The sequence below is a fragment of the Jiangella aurantiaca genome (genome assembly GCF_004349105.1).
GTDB classification, from domain to species: domain Bacteria; phylum Actinomycetota; class Actinomycetes; order Jiangellales; family Jiangellaceae; genus Jiangella; species Jiangella aurantiaca.
In genome coordinates this window covers 106,933-122,921 of record NZ_SMLB01000016.1, presented here as the reverse complement: position 1 = coordinate 122,921, position 15,989 = coordinate 106,933, and the positions used below count along the sequence as shown (strand labels likewise).

Sequence of the window (15,989 nt, the reverse complement as noted above, 5' to 3'; positions counted from 1 at the left end):
CGGCTCCCCTCTGTTGTCAACCGGCTCGTTTGAGGGATTGCTTGGCTGCGGGCTTCCGGGAGGGTGGGCTCGGTTGTAGCGTCGGTTTCGCGGGTCCGGGAAGTGGCTGATCCGAAGTGTCGATGTGCGGGGGCAGGTCGACCGCGCTGGATTGATGAGTCGCCCCGCAGTGCCCTCCCGGGCCCGTTCCAAACTCCTCGATGTCGGCGGCGCGAGCGTCGGCGACCAACTGCCGGTAGACCGCGTCGGAGATCCGGCGTTTGAGGCAGCGCATGGCCTCCATCCGGGTCTTTCCGTCGGCGAGCTTGCGTCGGTAGTACGCCCGGCCTGGTGTGTCGAGCCTGATCTGGGTTGTGGCCACGATGTGCAGCATGTGGTTCATCCGTCGGTTCCCAGCCCGCGACAGCCGGTGCCGGACCTGCTCACCCGACGATGCCTCCAGCGGCGCGGTCCCGGTCCAGGAGGCGAAGCGGTTGCGGTCGGCGAACCTGGCGATGTTACCGACCTCGACGAGCACGCGGGCAGCCACCAGTGGTCCGACACCACGCAGATCCATCAGGCGCGACTGCGACGCGACCACCATCTGCTCGATCTGTTTGGCCAGCGCCTTGGCCTTCTTCTCGATCCCGACCAGCTCGGCGACCTCGTCGGCGGCGATGCGCCGCCGGGTCTTGCCCACCAGGTCTCGCCGACGCACAGTCCTCAGCAGCGCCTGTGCTTGCGGGCTGGTGATGTCCTTCTTCGCCATGCCGGGCAGCAGTTCCGACAACAGCCGGTGGAGTCGGTTGACCGTCTGCACACGGCGGCGCATCAGCTCATCACGGCGATCCAACAGCATCCGTAACGCCTCCAGCTGGGCGTCGACGGCGAGCACGCGCAACTCCTTGGCGCGCACCGCTGCAACGGCCACCGAGTGCGCGTCATGAGCGTCGGTCTTGCGGCCGTGACCGGTGTCGAGCAGCCGCGCTCGAGCGGCCAGCTTCGCCGGAAGGTCGGCCACCGCCTCGCCGTCGGCGAGCAGCCGTTGCGCGAGTGGCCGCCCGGCTCCGTTGCTGCCCTCGACCGCCCAGACCCGGTGCGGCCAGTCCTGCACGTAGCGACGCATCGCCTGGTAACCAGCCTTGTCGGTGGCGAACCGACCACATCCCAGAATCTGTTCACGCTGGTCGACGACCTCGATCGTGGCCGACAACTTGTGCGGGTCAACGCCGATCACGACGCCGTTCTCGATGCTCATGTAGCTCCTCGCTCCCGATACCGATGGGCCGGCGAGGCGGGCACTGCTACTGCGAGCCGGGCACACCCCTCTTGAGCCACACCGCGCCACGGCGCCCGGCGGACCGCAAACCGAAATAGAGCCACACCCCACAAGCGGGATGGGCAGCCCAGAAGAGAGCGTCCCGCCGAGCGCCTGGACCGAGTCTGGCCGGACACCGGTCCTACGGGAATCGTCTAGTAGCCCCGCAATTGCCGAACAACTCCAAGATCAACGCAAGGATGCAGAAGGATCCACAGCGGACGCACAGGTTCGCCCGAGGACGAGCACAGCTTCGGCGCCGAAGGTCGAGAGACGTGCACCAGCCGGTGCGCGGTTCACCCACCTTCGGGAGGTTCGATGTCCGACACCACGACACTCACTCGCGACCGCATGCGGCGCTGGCGCACGCCGATCGTGTCGGCCGCCGTCGCCGGCGGGCTGCTGCTCGGCGGGTACGGGATCGCGGCGGCGGCCGACTCCGGCACGTCCACGCCGGACAGCTCCGAGACGACGCCGGAATCCGGGACGCCGGACGCCACGGCACCGGAGTCGCAGGCGCCGGACTCCAGCACGCCGGACTCCACCACGCCCGACGAGGCGCGGCCGGGCGAGCCGGGCAGGGGCCAGGGCCATGGCCCGGGCGGCGCCGGCTGCGACGAGGAGCAGCAGCAGTCCGACGAGGAGCAGCAGCAGTCCGAGGACGGCGCCACGGAGTCGTCTGCCACCACCTGACGCCGACGCGTACCAGGGAGCCGCCACCCGCCACGGGTGGCGGCTCCCGGCGTTTCACAGCAACTTCACAGGCGCGTCTCAGCAACCCCTCAACCGGGGCGGATAGACCGGACGGCATGACCGACACACTCCCGCCGCGGGTCCTGGTGGTCGACGACGAGCCGAACCTCGCAGAGCTGCTGACCTCCGTCCTCAGATACGAGGGCTGGACCACCGCGACCGCCCTGACCGGCCAGGACGCCGTGCGGACCGCGATCGAGCAGCCGCCGGACGCGGTGGTCCTCGACGTCATGCTGCCCGATCTCGACGGCATCGAGGTGATGCGGCGGATCCGGGCGCACCGTCCCGACGTCCCGGTGCTGTTCCTGACCGCCCGCGACGCCGTCGAGGACCGCGTCGCCGGGCTCACGGCGGGGGGCGACGACTACGTCACCAAGCCGTTCAGCCTCGAGGAACTGGTCGCCCGGCTGCGCGGCCTGCTGCGACGGGCCGGGGCGACGCGGGCCCGTCAGGACGCCGTTCTCACCGTCGGCGACCTGGTCATGGACGAGGAGGCGCACGAGGTCGGCCGCGACGGTGAGCCGATCCGCCTCACCGCCACCGAATTCGAGCTGCTGCGCTACTTCATGCGCAACCCGCGCCGGGTGCTGTCCAAGGCGCAGATCCTGGACCGCGTCTGGCAGTACGACTTCGGCGGCCAGGAGAACATCGTCGAGCTGTACGTCTCGTACCTGCGACGCAAGATCGACAAGGGCCGCGAGCCGATGATCCACACCGTCCGCGGCGTCGGGTACCAGCTCAAGCCGGCGAGCGGTCCGTGAGGCATCCGCTGCGCCGCCGTCTGGTCTGGACGGTCGTGGCGCTGGTGCTGACCGTGACGGCGACGCTGGCGGTGGTGTCGACGCTGGTGCTGCGCTCGACGCTGTACGACCAGCTGGACACCCAGCTGCTGGCGGCGGCGGACCGGGCCAAGGACGCGGCCGGACCGGGCGGAGGCCACGGGACCGGCGAGCCGCCCGACGAGCCCCGGGTGCCGCCCGGCCAGGCCACCGGCACCGTCGAGGTCTACTACGAGGACGGCCGCGTCGAGCAGGCCGGCTACCTCGACGACTCCGGCGTGTTCCAGCCGCTCGACGACGCGCAGCTCGCCGCTCTGGAGGAGCTGCCCTGCGACGGCGTGATCCGCTCGGTGGAGCTGCCAGGCCTCGGCACCTTCCACGCCGTCGGCACGATGACCGGCGGCGACCCGGTCGTGACGGCCATGAGCACCGCGGACGCCGCCGGGACCATCGGCTCGTACGTCGGCCTGGAGATCGGGCTGGCCGCCGCCGGGGTGGCGGTGGCCGCGGGCGCGGGGACGGTGCTGGTCCGGCGGGCGCTGCGGCCGCTGGACGAGGTCGCTGCCGTCGCGGGCCAGGTCACCGAGCTGCCGCTGGACCGTGGGGAGGTGGACGCGATCCCGCGGGTGCCACCCGCCCTCGCGGCCGACTGGACCGAGGTCGGCCGCGTGGGCGCGGCGTTCAACCGCATGGTCGGGCACGTCGAGTCTGCGCTGTCGGTGCGGCACGAGTCCGAGCAGCAGGTCCGCCGGTTCGTCGCCGACGCCAGCCACGAGCTGCGCACACCGCTGGCGTCGATCCGCGGCTACGCCGAGCTGGTCCGCCGCTCGCCGGACGCCGTGCCGCCGTCGGCGACGCAGGCGATCGGCCGGGTGGAGGCGGAGGCGGACCGGATGACCGGGCTGGTCGACGACCTGCTGCTGCTCGCTCGCCTGGACGCCGGCAGGCCGCTCGACCGCACGCCGGTGGACCTCGCCGCACTGCTCGTCGACGCCGTCGCCGATGCCCATGCGGCCGGACCGGATCACGCCTGGCGGCTCGACCTGGGCTCGCCGCCGGCGCCGCTGCTGGTCGAGGGCGACGAGGCGCGGCTGCGGCAGGTGCTGGCGAACCTGCTGGGCAACGCCCGGGTGCACACGCCGCCGGGTACGACGGTGTGGACGTCGGGCCGGGTCGCCGGCGACGAGGTGGTGCTCGAGGTGCGCGACGACGGCCCCGGCGTGCCCGTAGAGCTGCGGCGCGTGCTCTTCCAGCGGTTCAGCCGGGCCGACACCGCGCGGAGCCGGGGCGGCGGCTCGACCGGGCTGGGGCTGGCCATCGCCGAGGCGATCGTGCAGGCGCACCGCGGGTCCGTGACCGTGGCGAGCCGCACCGCGGCCGAGGGCACGGCCGGCACGACGTTCACCGTCCGGCTGCCCGCCCTCACAGCGGACGCACAGCTGGTTCACGGGAGCGGCCCAGCCGCGGCTGTCACTGTCGAACCATGACGATGAACGACGAGGTCAAGGACAGCCGCCGGCTGATCGCGCGGCGGCGGGCACTGGGACTGGGCGGGACGGTCGGGCTCGGGGCGGTGCTCGCCGCCTGCGGAGCGGGCTCCGGCACGAGCAACGGCAGGAGCACCGGCGCGGGCGCCGGGACCACGGCGGCCGCGACGCCGACTCCGTCGGCCGCGGGGACCGACCTGGTGGCGATGCTCGACGCGGTCGACGTGGCCGGGACGTCGCCGGAGACGACCGAGGGGCCGTACTGGTTCGACGTCGACTCGATCCGCTCCGACCTCCGCGAGGACCGGCCCGGCGCGACGCTGACGCTGGCACTGCGGGTGCAGGACGCGGAGAACACCCCGTTGCCGGACAGCGTCGTCGAGATCTGGCACTGCGACGCCGGCGGCGAGTACTCCGGATTCGAGGTCGCGTCCGGCGGGCCGCCCGGCGGCGGCGAGTCGACGACGTCCGACGGGTCCTACAGCCAGGGCGACGTCGAGTCCGAGCCCACCGACGACGGCACCTACCTGCGCGGCGCCCAGGTGGCCGACGCCGACGGCATCGTCCGGTTCACCACCATCTACCCGGGCTGGTACCGCGGCCGGACGGTGCACATCCACGTGCGCGTGCACGTCGACCAGGAGACCGTGCTGACCACGCAGCTGTTCTTCGACGACGAGCTCAGCGACCAGGTGTACGGACAGGCGCCGTACAGCGACCACACCGGCCGCGACACGTACAACGACGGCGACTCGATCTACGCCGACGCCGGCCTGCTCACCGTCATCGCCGACGGCGACGGCTGGCTCGGGTACACCAACCTCGGCGTGTGACCGGATCAGTCGTTGCAGCGGTCCAGCAGCACGTGCTCGCCGGCGCCGGTGACGGTCACCGTCCCGGCGCCCGCGCCGCTGAGCACCACCCGCCGCGTCGGCACACCGCCGATCGTCGCGGAGACGTCGCCATCCGGGGCCGGGACCTGAGCGAACGACTCCCCACCCAGGTGCTCGACCCACGTGTCGACGGCGTCGCCGGTGCTCTGGCCCTCGGTGCCGCGGACGACGGCGACGAACCCGCCGGTCGCGCAGGTGGACGTGACCGGCGGGGCGAGCAATTCGTAGCCGTCGAGCAGCCGGTGCTCCTCGCCGGACGGTGCGAACGGCACGCCGATCGGGTCGCCGGGCCCGGGCAGGTCGTCGGGGACCGGCGGCGGCGTGACCGGCGCGTCGCCCGCCGGCGTGGGCGCCTCGGCCTCGAGGTCCGGCAGCGGCGACGACAGACTGTCCTGGACCTCGGTGATCCGCACGAAGGACAGGTACGGGTCGGTCCGCTCGCTGACGACGAGTTTCAGGTCGAGCCGGTAGCCGTCCGAGCCGAACGCGTGCGTCTCGCACTCCAGCGCGAGCGGGTCGTCGCCGTCCGGGAGGTCGTCGCTGCCCAGCGGCCAGCGATCACCGACGGCGTCCGGGTAGGTGACGTCGGCGACCTGGCAGGCGGCGGGCTCGGCGTCCTCGTCCGGGTGGTAGATCAGCGGGACGAGGCCTGCGGCGCGGACCTGGTCGACGAGGCCCGCGAACGCCGCGACCGGATCGCCGTCGACCAGCAGCAGCGCCTCGGTCCCGGCGGCCGGGCCGTCGTCCGTGGCGGCGTACGGGAACGGAGCGCCCAGCAGCACGGTGCCCGGTGGGACGGTCAGGTCCGCGGTGATCGGGCTGCCCGGCGGCGCGCCGGTGGGCGCCGCGGAGCCGCCGCCGTCGTCGTCGGCACAGCCGGCGACGAGCGGAAACAGGGCGCTGAGCAGGGCGGCGACGCGACGCATGCCGCCGACCCTGCCATCAGCCGGCGGGGGAGAGGCTCAACGACATGCCGGCCAGGCCGCGCTGGCGGTGCGACAGGCGCTTGGCCACCTCGCGCAGCGTTGCCGACGCCGGGGCGTCCGGCTCGCCCAGCACCAGCGGGGAGCCGGCGTCGCCGCCCTCGCGCAGCCGGGTGTCGAGCGGGATCTCGCCGAGCAGCGGCACCGTGGCGCCCAGCCGTCGCGACAGACCGTCGGCTACGCGCTGCCCGCCGCCGCTGCCGAACAGCTCGAGGCGGTGCTCCGGACCGCAGTGCGGGCACGGCAGGAACGACATGTTCTCGATGACGCCGGCCACCTGCTGGTGGGTCTGCATGGCGATGGAGCCCGCGCGCTCCGCGACCTCGGCGGCGGCCAGCTGCGGCGTCGTCACGACCAGGATCTCGGCGTTCGGGAGCAGCTGCGCGAGCGAGATGGCGACGTCGCCGGTGCCGGGCGGGAGGTCGAGCAGCAGGACGTCGAGGTCGCCCCAGTAGACGTCGGTGAGGAACTGCTGCAGCGCGCGGTGCAGCATCGGGCCGCGCCAGGCGACCGGGATGTCGCGGTCGGGCTTGAACATCTCGGTCGAGATGAGCTTCACGCCGTGAGCCGGCACCGGCATGATCATCCGCTCGACGACGGTCGGCTGCGACCCCGCGACGCCGAACATGCGCGGGATCGAGTGCCCGTAGATATCGGCGTCGACCAGGCCGACGCTGACGCCGTCGGCGGCCATGGCGGCGGCGAGGTTCGCCGTCACCGACGACTTGCCCACCCCGCCCTTGCCGGACGCGACCGCGTAGATGCGGGTGAGCGAGCCCGGCTTGGTGAACGGGATCTCCCGCTCCGGCGCGCCGCCGCGCAGCTGCTGCGACAGCTCCTTGCGCTGCTCCGCCGACATGACGTCGAGCACCACCTCGACCGAGGTGCTGCCGGAGAGGGCCATCACGGCCGCGGTGACGTCGCGGGTGATGGTGTCGCGCAGCGGGCAGCCGGCCACCGTCAAGTACACCGTGACCGTGACGCGGCCGTCGGCGGCGACGTCCACGGACTTCACCATGTTGAGCTCGGTGATCGGCCGCTTGATCTCCGGGTCCTTGACACCGGCCAGCGCCGCGGTGACGTCCTCGACGGTCGGGAAGGTACTCATGTGGTCGATGCTACGTCCGCCGCCCTTCTGCGTCGTCCCGCGGGCGCCGCCGTCTAGGATCTAGACGACATGACGGCCGGCAAGGACATCGACCAGTGGGTCACGCCCGAGCAGCTCGAGGTGTGGCGGCTGCTCATCCGCGCGCAGTCGCGGGTCTTGCGGCGCCTCGAGGGCGACCTGCTGTCCAAGCACGACCTCCCGCTCGCCTGGTACGACGTCCTCGTCCGGTTGCTCGAGGCCGACGACCGGCGGCTGCGGATGAGCGAGCTGGCCGAGCGCGTCATGCTGTCGCCCAGCGGTCTCACCCGGCTGGTGGACCGGATGGTCGAGGAGGGCCTGCTCGAACGCACCCAGGCCGAGCGCGACGGCCGCGGCTTCTACGCGGTGCTGACCGACGCCGGGTACGAGCGGCTGCGCGAGGCCAGCGGCACCCATCTGCGCGGCGTGCACGACTACGTCGTCGGCCGCTTCGACGACGCCGAACTGGCGACGCTGTCGCAGCTGCTCCGCCGCATCGACCCCTGACCCGCAGCCGGCGATGAGGGTCTTCTGCTGCTTCCGTGGGTGGGTGCGGAACAGGTGCCGTGGCTGGTACCCGCGATACCGGTGGATGCCCGCGAAACCGGCGGATGCGGCGGGGATCGGCCCGGCGTCCGCCGGTTTCGCGGGCATCCACCGGTGTCCTCACTTGCGGTGTCGATTCTCCGGACCTCCATGTTGATCAACACTGGCCGGGTGGCGTTCCTCGTTGGCTTGGGCCGCGGTCACACCGACTCCTCGCCGGGCAACGCACCCACCGAAGCAGCAGAAGAGCCTCACTTCTAGGAGAGGACGGGGGACCAGGCGCCGGTCGCCAGGGCGGCGGTGACGGCGACGGCGGTCAGCAGGGCGGACGCGGCGAGCAGGGCCGCGTCCGCCCGGCCGAACTCCGGCCGGCGGGCGGACGTGCGGTGCGCCGATGCCGCGAACCCGCGGGCGTCCATCGCGACGGCCAGGTGCGTCCCGCGCCGCACCGCGCCGACCAGCAGCGCGAACAGCCGCCCGCCGAGAACCGCCAGCGCCCGCAGCGGGTTGCGGTCGCCGCCCAGGCCGCGGGCCCGCCGGGCCCGGCCGAGCACCTCCCACTCGGCGGCCAGCAGCGGCGCCAGCCGGAACGCCGCCAGTGACCCGTAGGCGAACCGGGCCGGCACCCGCAGATGCCGGACCAGCGAGTCGGCGAGGTCCACCGGGTCGATGGTCAGCACCGCCAGCACGCCGGGCAGCGCGATCGCCGCCACCCGCAGCCCGGCCGTCGCGCCGGTCGCCAGGCTCTCCGTCGTGATCAGCAGCGGACCGGCCTCGAGCATGGTCGCGCCGCCCTTGCGCGCGGTGAACACGGCGTTGCCGAGCGTCACCATGACGACGGCCAGGCCCAGAGGCCACAGCCGGCGCACGAGCCCGGGCCAGCCCACACCCCACGACGGCACCGAGATCAGCCAGGCGGTCAGCAGCAGGCCGGACGACACCGGATCGACGCTGACCAGCAGGACCACTGACGGGATCAGCGCGGCCGCCAGCTTCGCGACCGGGTTCCGCCGGGCGAGGGGCGCGCCCGGGTCGGTGGACAGATGGGTCTGCAGCAGCGTCACGACCGCACCTCCGCAGCGGTCGCCGGCACGCCGCCGGACACCGTCACCCGCTCGTCGGCCAGCGCGCTCGCGAACGCCTCGTCGTGCGTGACCGCGACGATCGCCGTCCCGCCCGCCCGCAACCCCACACACAGCTCGAGCAGTTCCGCCCACGTCCGCGCGTCCTGCCCGAACGTCGGCTCGTCCATGACCAGCAGGTCCGGCGCGGTCGCCAGCACGGCCGCCACCGATAGCCGCCGCTTCTCGCCGCCGGACAGCGTGAACGGGTTCGCGCCGGCCAGCCGGGTCAGTCGTAGCCGGTCCAGCAGCTCGTCCGCCCGCCGCGCCGCCGCGTCCGCCGGGATCCCGGCACGGTGCGGCCCGACCAGCAGCTCGTCGCGGGCCGTACGGGTCACGAACTGGTGCTCCGGGTCCTGGAACACCGTCCCGACCCGGCGGCACAGGTCCCGTGGCCGCCACCGGTGCAGCGGCCGGTCCGGGCCGCCAGACAGCCGCACCGAACCGGTGTCCGGCGGCAGCAGCCCGGCCGCGAGCATCGCCAGGGTCGACTTGCCGCTGCCGTTCGGCCCGGTCACGGCGACGGCGGTGCCGCGGCGCACGGACAGCGACGCCGACGACAGCGCCGGCCGGCGGGTGCGCGGATACGTCAGGCTCAGGTCGCGCGCGGTGAGCACGACGTCGCCGCCGGGGCCGGGCCGGAACGGGGGAGCGGCCGGGCCCCACGGTGTCGGCACCCACACCCCGGCCGCGGCCAGCGCGGCGCCGCGCCGGCCGAACACCTCGGCGGGCGGCCCGTCGTCGACGACCCCGCCGCCCGGCTCCAGCACGACGACGCGGTCGATCAGCCCGGCCGCGGCGTCGACCCGGTGCTCGACCAGCAGCAGCGTCGTCCCGGCACCGGTCAGCGCCGACTCGACGGCCGACAGCACGGTCGCCGTCCCGGCCGGGTCGAGGTTGGCCGTCGGCTCGTCCAGCACCAGCACCGACGGACGGCGGACCAGCGCGCCGGCCAGCGCCAGCCGCTGCTGCTCGCCGCCGGACAGCGCCGCGGTCGGCCGGTGGCGGCCGTGCCGGAACCCGACCCGCGCGAGCGCCTCGTCCACCCGCGGCCAGATCTCCTCGGCCGGCACGCCGGCGTTCTCGAGGCCGAACGCGACGTCGTCGCTGGAGCGCGACATCACCAGTGATGCCTCCGGGTCCTGCAGCAGCATGCCGACGCGGTCCCGCGCGGCCGCCGCGGGCACGCCGCCGACCTCGACCGAGCCTTCCTGCTCCGCCGCCGTCTCGGGGTCGAGCAGCCCGGCGACGGCGCGCAGCACCGTCGACTTGCCCGCGCCCGACGGCCCGACCAGGAGCACCCGTTCACCGGCGGCGATGTCGAGGTCGACGCCGCGGCACGCCCACGCCTTCCGGCCGGCGTAGCGCCAGCCGAACCCGCGCACCCGGACCGCGGCGCCGCGGTCTGGCACCGTCATCAGATCTCGCGCTGCGTGCGGCCGGCCGAGAACGGCGCCAGCGCACCCGTCCGGGCGAGCGCCCGGACCAGCAGCCAGCCGAGCCCGCCCGCGACCACCAACCCGGTCGCCACTGCCGACAGCACGTACACCAGCTTCCAGTCCGCCGCGTATGTCGACACATAGACGTTGATCTCGTACAGACCCATCGCCAGCCCGGCCCCGCCGCCGGCCAGCACCGCCGCCAGCAGCCCCCACCGGCGGTAGAGCAGCAGCGCGAACACCAGCTCCGCGCCCAGGCCCTGCCAGACGCCGGACATGAAGACCGACAGCCCCCACACCGAGCCGAAGAACATCGAGACCGTCGCGGCGACGACCTCGGTGTACAGCGCGGCGCCGGCCTTGCGAATGACCAGCCCGCCGACCACGGCCGGAATCAGCCAGATGCCGGCGACCAGTGGCGCCAGCGGCGACGAGCCGATCGGCCCGCTGATCGCCGAGTACACCACGTTGTTCCAGATGGCGAAGACGACGCCGAACACGACGCCGATGACAGACGCGACGACGATGTCGACGGTGCGCCAGCGGTGCCGTCGTAGCTCAACGGTTCCCGGCTCGCTCATCGGAGAAGCTCCTCTCGTACGGGGGGTACGACGAGGGGCCCTCGAAGACGCGATACAGCGCGCCGCCACGGGACCTGCCCGTGGGACGCGCTGCTGCGGTCGAGGTGTCGACTTCCTGCGCCGGCATTACCCGGATCAGGTTCGAGGGTCTGCGGGCCTGTCCCGCACTCTCAGCGCTGCAGCGCTCCCCTGTCGTGGGTATTCAGTTGTCTCGTGAATGAGATTACACCCTTTGGCCACACACGCGTTGATCAGCGGTAACGTCCGGATACTGGTGTCCCCGGGGCCCCGGCCAGGTCACGTTTCGGTGACGACGCGGCATGACCGTGGGTATGCTCCATCAGGCGCTCCAGCCGGAGCCGCCTCGTGCTCGTCACCGAGCCGACCCCGGAACGAAGAGGTCAGCCGCACATGCAACTGGTCGTTCGCCGACTGGCTGCAGCCGGTTCCGCAGCGCTCGTGACCATCGCCTTGACGGCGTGTGCATCCGGGCCGGAACACCCGGCGGTCTCGCCGCTGGCGCAGATCAGCGTCGAAGAGGGGCTCACCGAGGCGCCCAACGGCGTCGACGAGCTGGCGCCGGCGGAAGTGCTGCAGCGGTCGTTGGCCGCCATGCGCGCCACCGGCTCCTACCGCGTCACCGGCACGACGGTCGGCGGCAACACCATCGACATCGCGTTCAAGGACGGCGTCGGGTCCGTCGGTACCGTCGGCTCCGACACCACCGTCCAGCTGGTCGCCACGCCCGGTGCGGTCTTCGTCACCGGCGACCCCGAGAGCCTGGCCACATATGTCGGCGCCGACGTCGACACCACGCTGGCCGGCAAGTGGCTGCTCATCTCGCCGGAGGCGGCGTCCAGCTTCGCCATCTTCGCCGACGGGTCCACGTTCGCGGCCGCGGTGCTCGGCGCCGACGACCCTGAGGGCCTCACCGCGGTCCGCGAGGTCGACGGCGTGCCGGCGGTCGGCCTGCTGTTCCCGCAGACGGGCGGCACGCTCTGGGTCGCCGCCACCGGCGAGCCGCTGCCGCTGCGGCTGGAGGAGAAGGGCGCGTCGGCCGGTGCCGGCGTCATCACCTTCTCCGACTACGGGACGGAGGTCGCCGTCACCCCGCCCGCCGAGGACGCCGTCGTCGACCTCACCAAGATCCCGGTCCCGGGCGCCACGCCGACGCCCACGCCGTGACGCCGCGCCGTCACCTGTCCGTCCTACGCATGGGTTAATCTTCCCCCGTGGAGCTGGTGGGGACGGTCGCCGTGGGCCTGACCAGACTGTTCGGCAGCGTCGAGCCCGACGGCCTCTCGGCGTTGCCGTTGCACGGCCCCGCCATCGTCGCCGTCAACCACACCACCATCTGCGACGTGCCCCCGGTGCTGGCCACGCTGTACCGCGCGGGGCTGCGGCCCAGCGTCCCGTGCCAGCGCGAGGGCTGCGGCGTCACCCATGGCCACGTGCGCTTCATGGCGTCGTCCCTGGTGTTCGCCAACCCGTTCATCGGCCCACTCGCCCGGCAGGCCGGCATGATCGAGGTCGGCGGCCGGCAGGCGGGTGCCGCGGCGCTCAAGGCGGCGCACGACGCGCTGGCCCGCGGCGAGGTCGTCGGCATCTACCCCGAGGGTGACGTCTCGGCCACCGCGGACGGCTCGCCGCGGCGATTCCGGTTCGGCGTGGGCCGGCTGGCGGCGGACTCGAAGGCGCCGGTCATCCCGGTGGCCCACCACGACGCCCGGCGCATCGGGTCGGGGTCCATCGCGCGCAGCCTCGGCGGCGCGCTCACCTCCATCGTCCGCCGTCCGACCATCAAACTGCGGGTCGGCAAGCCGATCCTGCCCGACGAGTTCGCCGGCCAGCCGCTGCGCGACGTCGTCGAGCTCATCCAGGACCGCGTCACCGACGTGTGGCGCTCGGTGTCGGGCGAGTCGCTGCCGCGACTCGACCTGGACCAGAAGGAAAAGCCATTGTGAACGCGGCGACGTCGATGCACTGTAGAGGCGGGTCCGCACGCGCGGGCACCGCCAGCGATTGGTCCAGATTTTGCCGTTCCGTTCCCTACCGAGCGAATAGGCCACACTAGAGTCAGAGCGGCGAGCCCTGACACGGGCTCGGGAAGGAGGCGTGCGCTATGAACACACTCGTTCTGAACGCCTCCTATGAACCGCTGGCCGTGGTCTCGGTGCGCCGCGCCGTCATCCTCATCCTCACCGAGAAAGCCGTCGTCGAGCACGCCGACACCGAGAAGCTCATCCGGTCGGCCACCCGCGAGCTGCCCACTCCGCTGGTGGTCCGGCTGCTCAGGTTCGTCCGGGTGCCGTACCGCCGCAAGGTGCCGTGGTCGCGCAGCGGGGTCCTCGAACGCGACGGACGGCGCTGCGCCTACTGCGCCGGCCGGGCCAACTCCATCGACCACATCGTGCCCACGTCCCGCGGCGGTGCCCAGCGCAGCTGGCTGAACACCGTCGCGGCCTGTGTGTCGTGCAACCAGCTCAAGGCCGACCGCACCCCGGCCGAGGCGGGCATGACACTGCTCGTCGACCCGTTCGAGCCCAAGGCGCACCGCGCGCTGGTGCTGGCGCTCGGCGTCACCGCGGCCGCGGAGCTGCCCGATTGGCTCATCGCCTCGACGGCGTAGCCCTGTCTCGTCCCGATTCGCCCGCTCAGCAGTGACGTTCCGCCGATGTCGTCGGCGAATGAACCGTCCGGTGATCGTCCGCGCGAGTACTGTCGGCCTCTAGGAGGTGTGTCATGGCGAGTCCCGTTCCCGGTCTTCCTACCGGCATCGTCGTCGGCACGTACGACGACTACCCCGCGGCGCAGAAGGCGGTGGACTATCTGGCCGACCAGAAGTTCCCCGTCGAGAACCTGGCCATCGTCGGCAGTGAGCTCCGTCAGGTCGAGCGGGTCACCGGCCGGCTGACCTGGGGCAAGGCGGCTCTCGGCGGCCTGGCCACCGGCGCTTGGCTGGGCCTGTTCGTCGGCCTCCTGCTCGGTCTGTTCACCGACGAGGGCTGGCTGGCGATCATCCTGCTCAGCGTGCTGTGGGGCGCCATCTTCATGATGATCTTCGGTCTCGTGGGCTACTGGTTCACCGGTGGCCGCCGCGACTTCACGTCGCAGAGCGTCACCGTCGCCGGCCGGTACGAGGTCTACTGCCAGCACCAGCACGCCGACGAAGCGCGTAACCTGCTGGCCCGGCTGTCGCTGCAGACCGGCACGTCCTAGAGCCAGGTGCGGCGTTTGAAGTCCCTCCAGCTGCGCCGCGATCAACGGGACGGGGTCGGGGTCGCCCTCGCTGACGGTGACGGCGACGTCCGGCCCGGCCAGCACCGTCAGGCGGCCGGCGTCGCGCACACCGCCGTCGTACCGGACCCGCCGCAGCACCAGGTAGACCAGCCCGTCGTAGTGGCCGATCTTGGTGCCCTGCCGTTCGTCCAGCGCGTCGGCGACGGCGGCGTCGTAGTCCCGGCCGTCCTGCCGTTGGCCGCCGTGGTAGAACGCCCAGTCGCTCACCGTCACGGGTTCCTCCTCGCCGAGCCGACTCCACCGCTAGCGTTACCAGCATGGCGACGTTCCGGCAGCCGGATCGGCAGGCTCACCGTCCCGAGATCTGGCTGGTCCGTCACGGTCAGACCGAGTGGAGCCGCGACGGCAAGCACACCAGCAGCACCGACCTCCCGCTGACGCCCGAGGGGGAGCGGGCGGCCCGGTCTCTGGCGGCGAAGCTGGACGGCGGGTCGTTCGGCCTGGTGCTGTCCAGTCCGCTGCAGCGGGCCCGCACGACGGCGGTCCTGGCCGGCTTCCCGGACCCCGAGATCGACGACGACCTGCGTGAATGGGACTACGGCGACTACGAGGGCATCACCACGCCGGAGATCCGCGAGACCGACCCGGACTGGTCGCTGTGGACCGATGGGTCGCCCGGCGGTGAGAGCCCGAAGGATGTCGAGACGCGGGTCGACCGCGTCATCGCCCGGCTGCGGGCGTTCGACGGCGAGCGGGCGCTGGTGTTCGCGCACGGGCACATCCTGCGCGTGGTCGGGGCGCGCTGGGTCGGCCTCCCCGCCGCCGACGGCGGCCGCTTGCGGCTCGACACGGCGACGGTGTCCATCCTCGGCTGGGAGCGGGAGACGCCCGCCATCGACCGCTGGAACGCCCCCTGAACGGGCCCCATCCCCAGGCGTACTCACGCTTCCCCGGGCATGCATGCCTCGCAGAGCGGGAGCAAGGCTGCTCAACCTGATCATTTCCGGCCGGCCCTCGGAGTGCGTTGCGGCGAGGTGCTTGACGCGCTGGGGCGGACACGTCAGCGTCTTCGTGTGAGAGGCGAACGAACCTGCCCGCGGTGCGGCGCTCCGGCCCGTCCGCCCGGTGCGTGGTCCAGCCGGTGGATCTGCTCCCTGCACGGCGAGGTGTACCCGCTGGCGCCGGTGACGACGCCGAGCGCGCCGCTGGTGCACCAGCTGGCCCGCGAGTCGCACGTGCCGCTGTGGCTGCCGTGGCCGCTGCCGCGCGGCTGGGTCGTCGGCGCGGTCATCCACGCCGGCGACGACGCCGGCGGCGTGCGGGCCAGCGGTGTCGGGATCAGCGGACCGAACCCGATGGGCGGCCCCGGCGACTTCCTGCTCGTCGCCGAGGAGCAGGGCGTCGGGCTCGGCGCCGGGCTGGCCGGGCTGGAGGCCGCCGACCCGGGCAAGGCGGTCGAGGGCGAGCCACGGGCCAAGGTGCTGGTGCAGGGCCGCACGGTGCCGCTGTGGTTCGTCGAAGGGCCGGCCGACCGCGCCGTCTACGCGGGCCACTGGGGCGGCAGCTGGCTGTGGGCGATCCTGTACCCGCAGTCGGCCGGCGTGCTGCTGCTGGAGGACGTCGAGGTGGTCGATCTACGTGATCTCGGCCACGAGGCGGACCTGTTGCCGTACGGAACGCCTCCGCCGTGGCTGACGCGGGGCTACGATCAGTGAGGTCATCGGACGTCCAGCGATCCCATCGA

17 protein-coding genes and 1 riboswitch are annotated in these 15,989 nt (G+C 72.8%); of the genes, 11 read left to right on the top strand and 6 right to left on the bottom strand.

The genetic code is table 11. The features are described 5' to 3' along the window. Positions 1-16: 16 nt before the first annotated feature. A complete protein-coding gene (locus E1262_RS14085; protein ID WP_132103760.1) occupies positions 17-1,237 on the bottom strand; it encodes an IS110 family RNA-guided transposase in 1,221 nt (406 codons plus the stop codon). A 378-nt stretch (positions 1,238-1,615) separates the two neighbouring features. Between E1262_RS14085 and E1262_RS14080 the strand changes: the two genes are divergently transcribed. The 4 genes from E1262_RS14080 (at position 1,616) to E1262_RS14065 (ending at position 5,149) form a co-directional block, all read left to right on the top strand. After that, on the top strand, positions 1,616-1,990 hold the full coding sequence (locus tag E1262_RS14080) for a hypothetical protein (RefSeq protein ID WP_132103759.1): 375 nt from the start codon (positions 1,616-1,618) through the stop codon (positions 1,988-1,990). A 116-nt stretch (positions 1,991-2,106) separates the two neighbouring features. Beyond that, on the top strand, positions 2,107-2,811 hold the full coding sequence (locus E1262_RS14075; protein WP_132103758.1) for a response regulator transcription factor: 705 nt from the start codon (positions 2,107-2,109) through the stop codon (positions 2,809-2,811). Further along, on the top strand, positions 2,808-4,316 hold the full coding sequence (locus E1262_RS14070; RefSeq protein ID WP_132103757.1) for a sensor histidine kinase: 1,509 nt from the start codon (positions 2,808-2,810) through the stop codon (positions 4,314-4,316). Before E1262_RS14075 ends, E1262_RS14070 begins: the two co-directional genes overlap by 4 nt. Before the next feature lie 2 nt (positions 4,317-4,318). Further along, the gene (locus E1262_RS14065) at positions 4,319-5,149 is read left to right on the top strand and encodes an intradiol ring-cleavage dioxygenase (RefSeq protein WP_132103773.1); all 831 of its coding nucleotides are present in this window, start codon (positions 4,319-4,321) and stop codon (positions 5,147-5,149) included. 5 nt (positions 5,150-5,154) lie between these two features. Here E1262_RS14065 and E1262_RS14060 read toward each other — a convergent pair whose 3' ends face one another. Together E1262_RS14060 and E1262_RS14055 are read right to left on the bottom strand one after the other, a co-directional pair. Then, on the bottom strand, positions 5,155-6,135 hold the full coding sequence (locus tag E1262_RS14060) for a hypothetical protein (protein ID WP_132103756.1): 981 nt from the start codon (positions 6,133-6,135) through the stop codon (positions 5,155-5,157). A gap of 16 nt (positions 6,136-6,151) precedes the next feature. Next, positions 6,152-7,300, bottom strand: coding sequence for an Mrp/NBP35 family ATP-binding protein (locus E1262_RS14055; RefSeq protein WP_132103755.1), 1,149 nt, complete (start codon positions 7,298-7,300; stop codon positions 6,152-6,154). Positions 7,301-7,369: 69 nt separating this feature from the next. Between E1262_RS14055 and E1262_RS14050 the strand changes: the two genes are divergently transcribed. Next, the gene (locus tag E1262_RS14050; RefSeq protein ID WP_132103754.1) at positions 7,370-7,825 is read left to right on the top strand and encodes a MarR family winged helix-turn-helix transcriptional regulator; all 456 of its coding nucleotides are present in this window, start codon (positions 7,370-7,372) and stop codon (positions 7,823-7,825) included. A gap of 296 nt (positions 7,826-8,121) precedes the next feature. Here E1262_RS14050 and E1262_RS14045 read toward each other — a convergent pair whose 3' ends face one another. Genes E1262_RS14045 through E1262_RS14035 form a run of 3 tightly spaced genes read right to left on the bottom strand, consistent with a single transcriptional unit; the run spans position 8,122 to position 11,005 of the window. Further along, a complete protein-coding gene (locus tag E1262_RS14045) occupies positions 8,122-8,922 on the bottom strand; it encodes an energy-coupling factor transporter transmembrane component T family protein (RefSeq protein ID WP_420810528.1) in 801 nt (266 codons plus the stop codon). Between the two features lie 2 nt (positions 8,923-8,924). Beyond that, the gene (locus tag E1262_RS14040; RefSeq protein WP_132103753.1) at positions 8,925-10,403 is read right to left on the bottom strand and encodes an ABC transporter ATP-binding protein; all 1,479 of its coding nucleotides are present in this window, start codon (positions 10,401-10,403) and stop codon (positions 8,925-8,927) included. Next, entirely contained in the window at positions 10,403-11,005 is a 603-nt protein-coding gene (locus E1262_RS14035; protein ID WP_132103752.1) for an ECF transporter S component, read from the bottom strand. The genes E1262_RS14040 and E1262_RS14035 overlap by 1 nt, the downstream gene beginning before the upstream one ends. 95 nt (positions 11,006-11,100) lie before the next feature. Next, positions 11,101-11,206: riboswitch (TPP riboswitch) on the bottom strand. A 258-nt stretch (positions 11,207-11,464) separates the two neighbouring features. On the opposite strand from E1262_RS14035, the gene E1262_RS14030 reads away from it, so the two are divergent. The 6 genes from E1262_RS14030 (at position 11,465) to E1262_RS14005 (ending at position 15,960) form a co-directional block, all read left to right on the top strand. Further along, complete coding sequence (locus tag E1262_RS14030) at positions 11,465-12,190, top strand: hypothetical protein (protein ID WP_132103751.1); 726 nt, start codon at positions 11,465-11,467, stop codon at positions 12,188-12,190. 47 nt (positions 12,191-12,237) lie between these two features. Then, entirely contained in the window at positions 12,238-12,969 is a 732-nt protein-coding gene (locus tag E1262_RS14025) for a lysophospholipid acyltransferase family protein (RefSeq protein ID WP_132103750.1), read from the top strand. A 158-nt stretch (positions 12,970-13,127) separates the two neighbouring features. Continuing rightward, on the top strand, positions 13,128-13,634 hold the full coding sequence (locus tag E1262_RS14020) for an HNH endonuclease (RefSeq protein WP_132103749.1): 507 nt from the start codon (positions 13,128-13,130) through the stop codon (positions 13,632-13,634). Between the two features lie 113 nt (positions 13,635-13,747). Then, positions 13,748-14,224 carry a YflT domain-containing protein gene (locus E1262_RS14015; protein ID WP_132103748.1) on the top strand — a complete coding sequence of 159 codons (477 nt, stop codon included), beginning with the start codon at positions 13,748-13,750 and terminating at the stop codon, positions 14,222-14,224. Between the two features lie 338 nt (positions 14,225-14,562). Next, positions 14,563-15,162, top strand: coding sequence for a histidine phosphatase family protein (locus E1262_RS14010; protein ID WP_132103747.1), 600 nt, complete (start codon positions 14,563-14,565; stop codon positions 15,160-15,162). 156 nt (positions 15,163-15,318) lie between these two features. After that, positions 15,319-15,960 (top strand): DUF6758 family protein, encoded by a 642-nt coding sequence (locus tag E1262_RS14005; RefSeq protein WP_132103746.1) that lies wholly within the window; start codon positions 15,319-15,321, stop codon positions 15,958-15,960. Positions 15,961-15,989 lie beyond the last annotated feature (29 nt).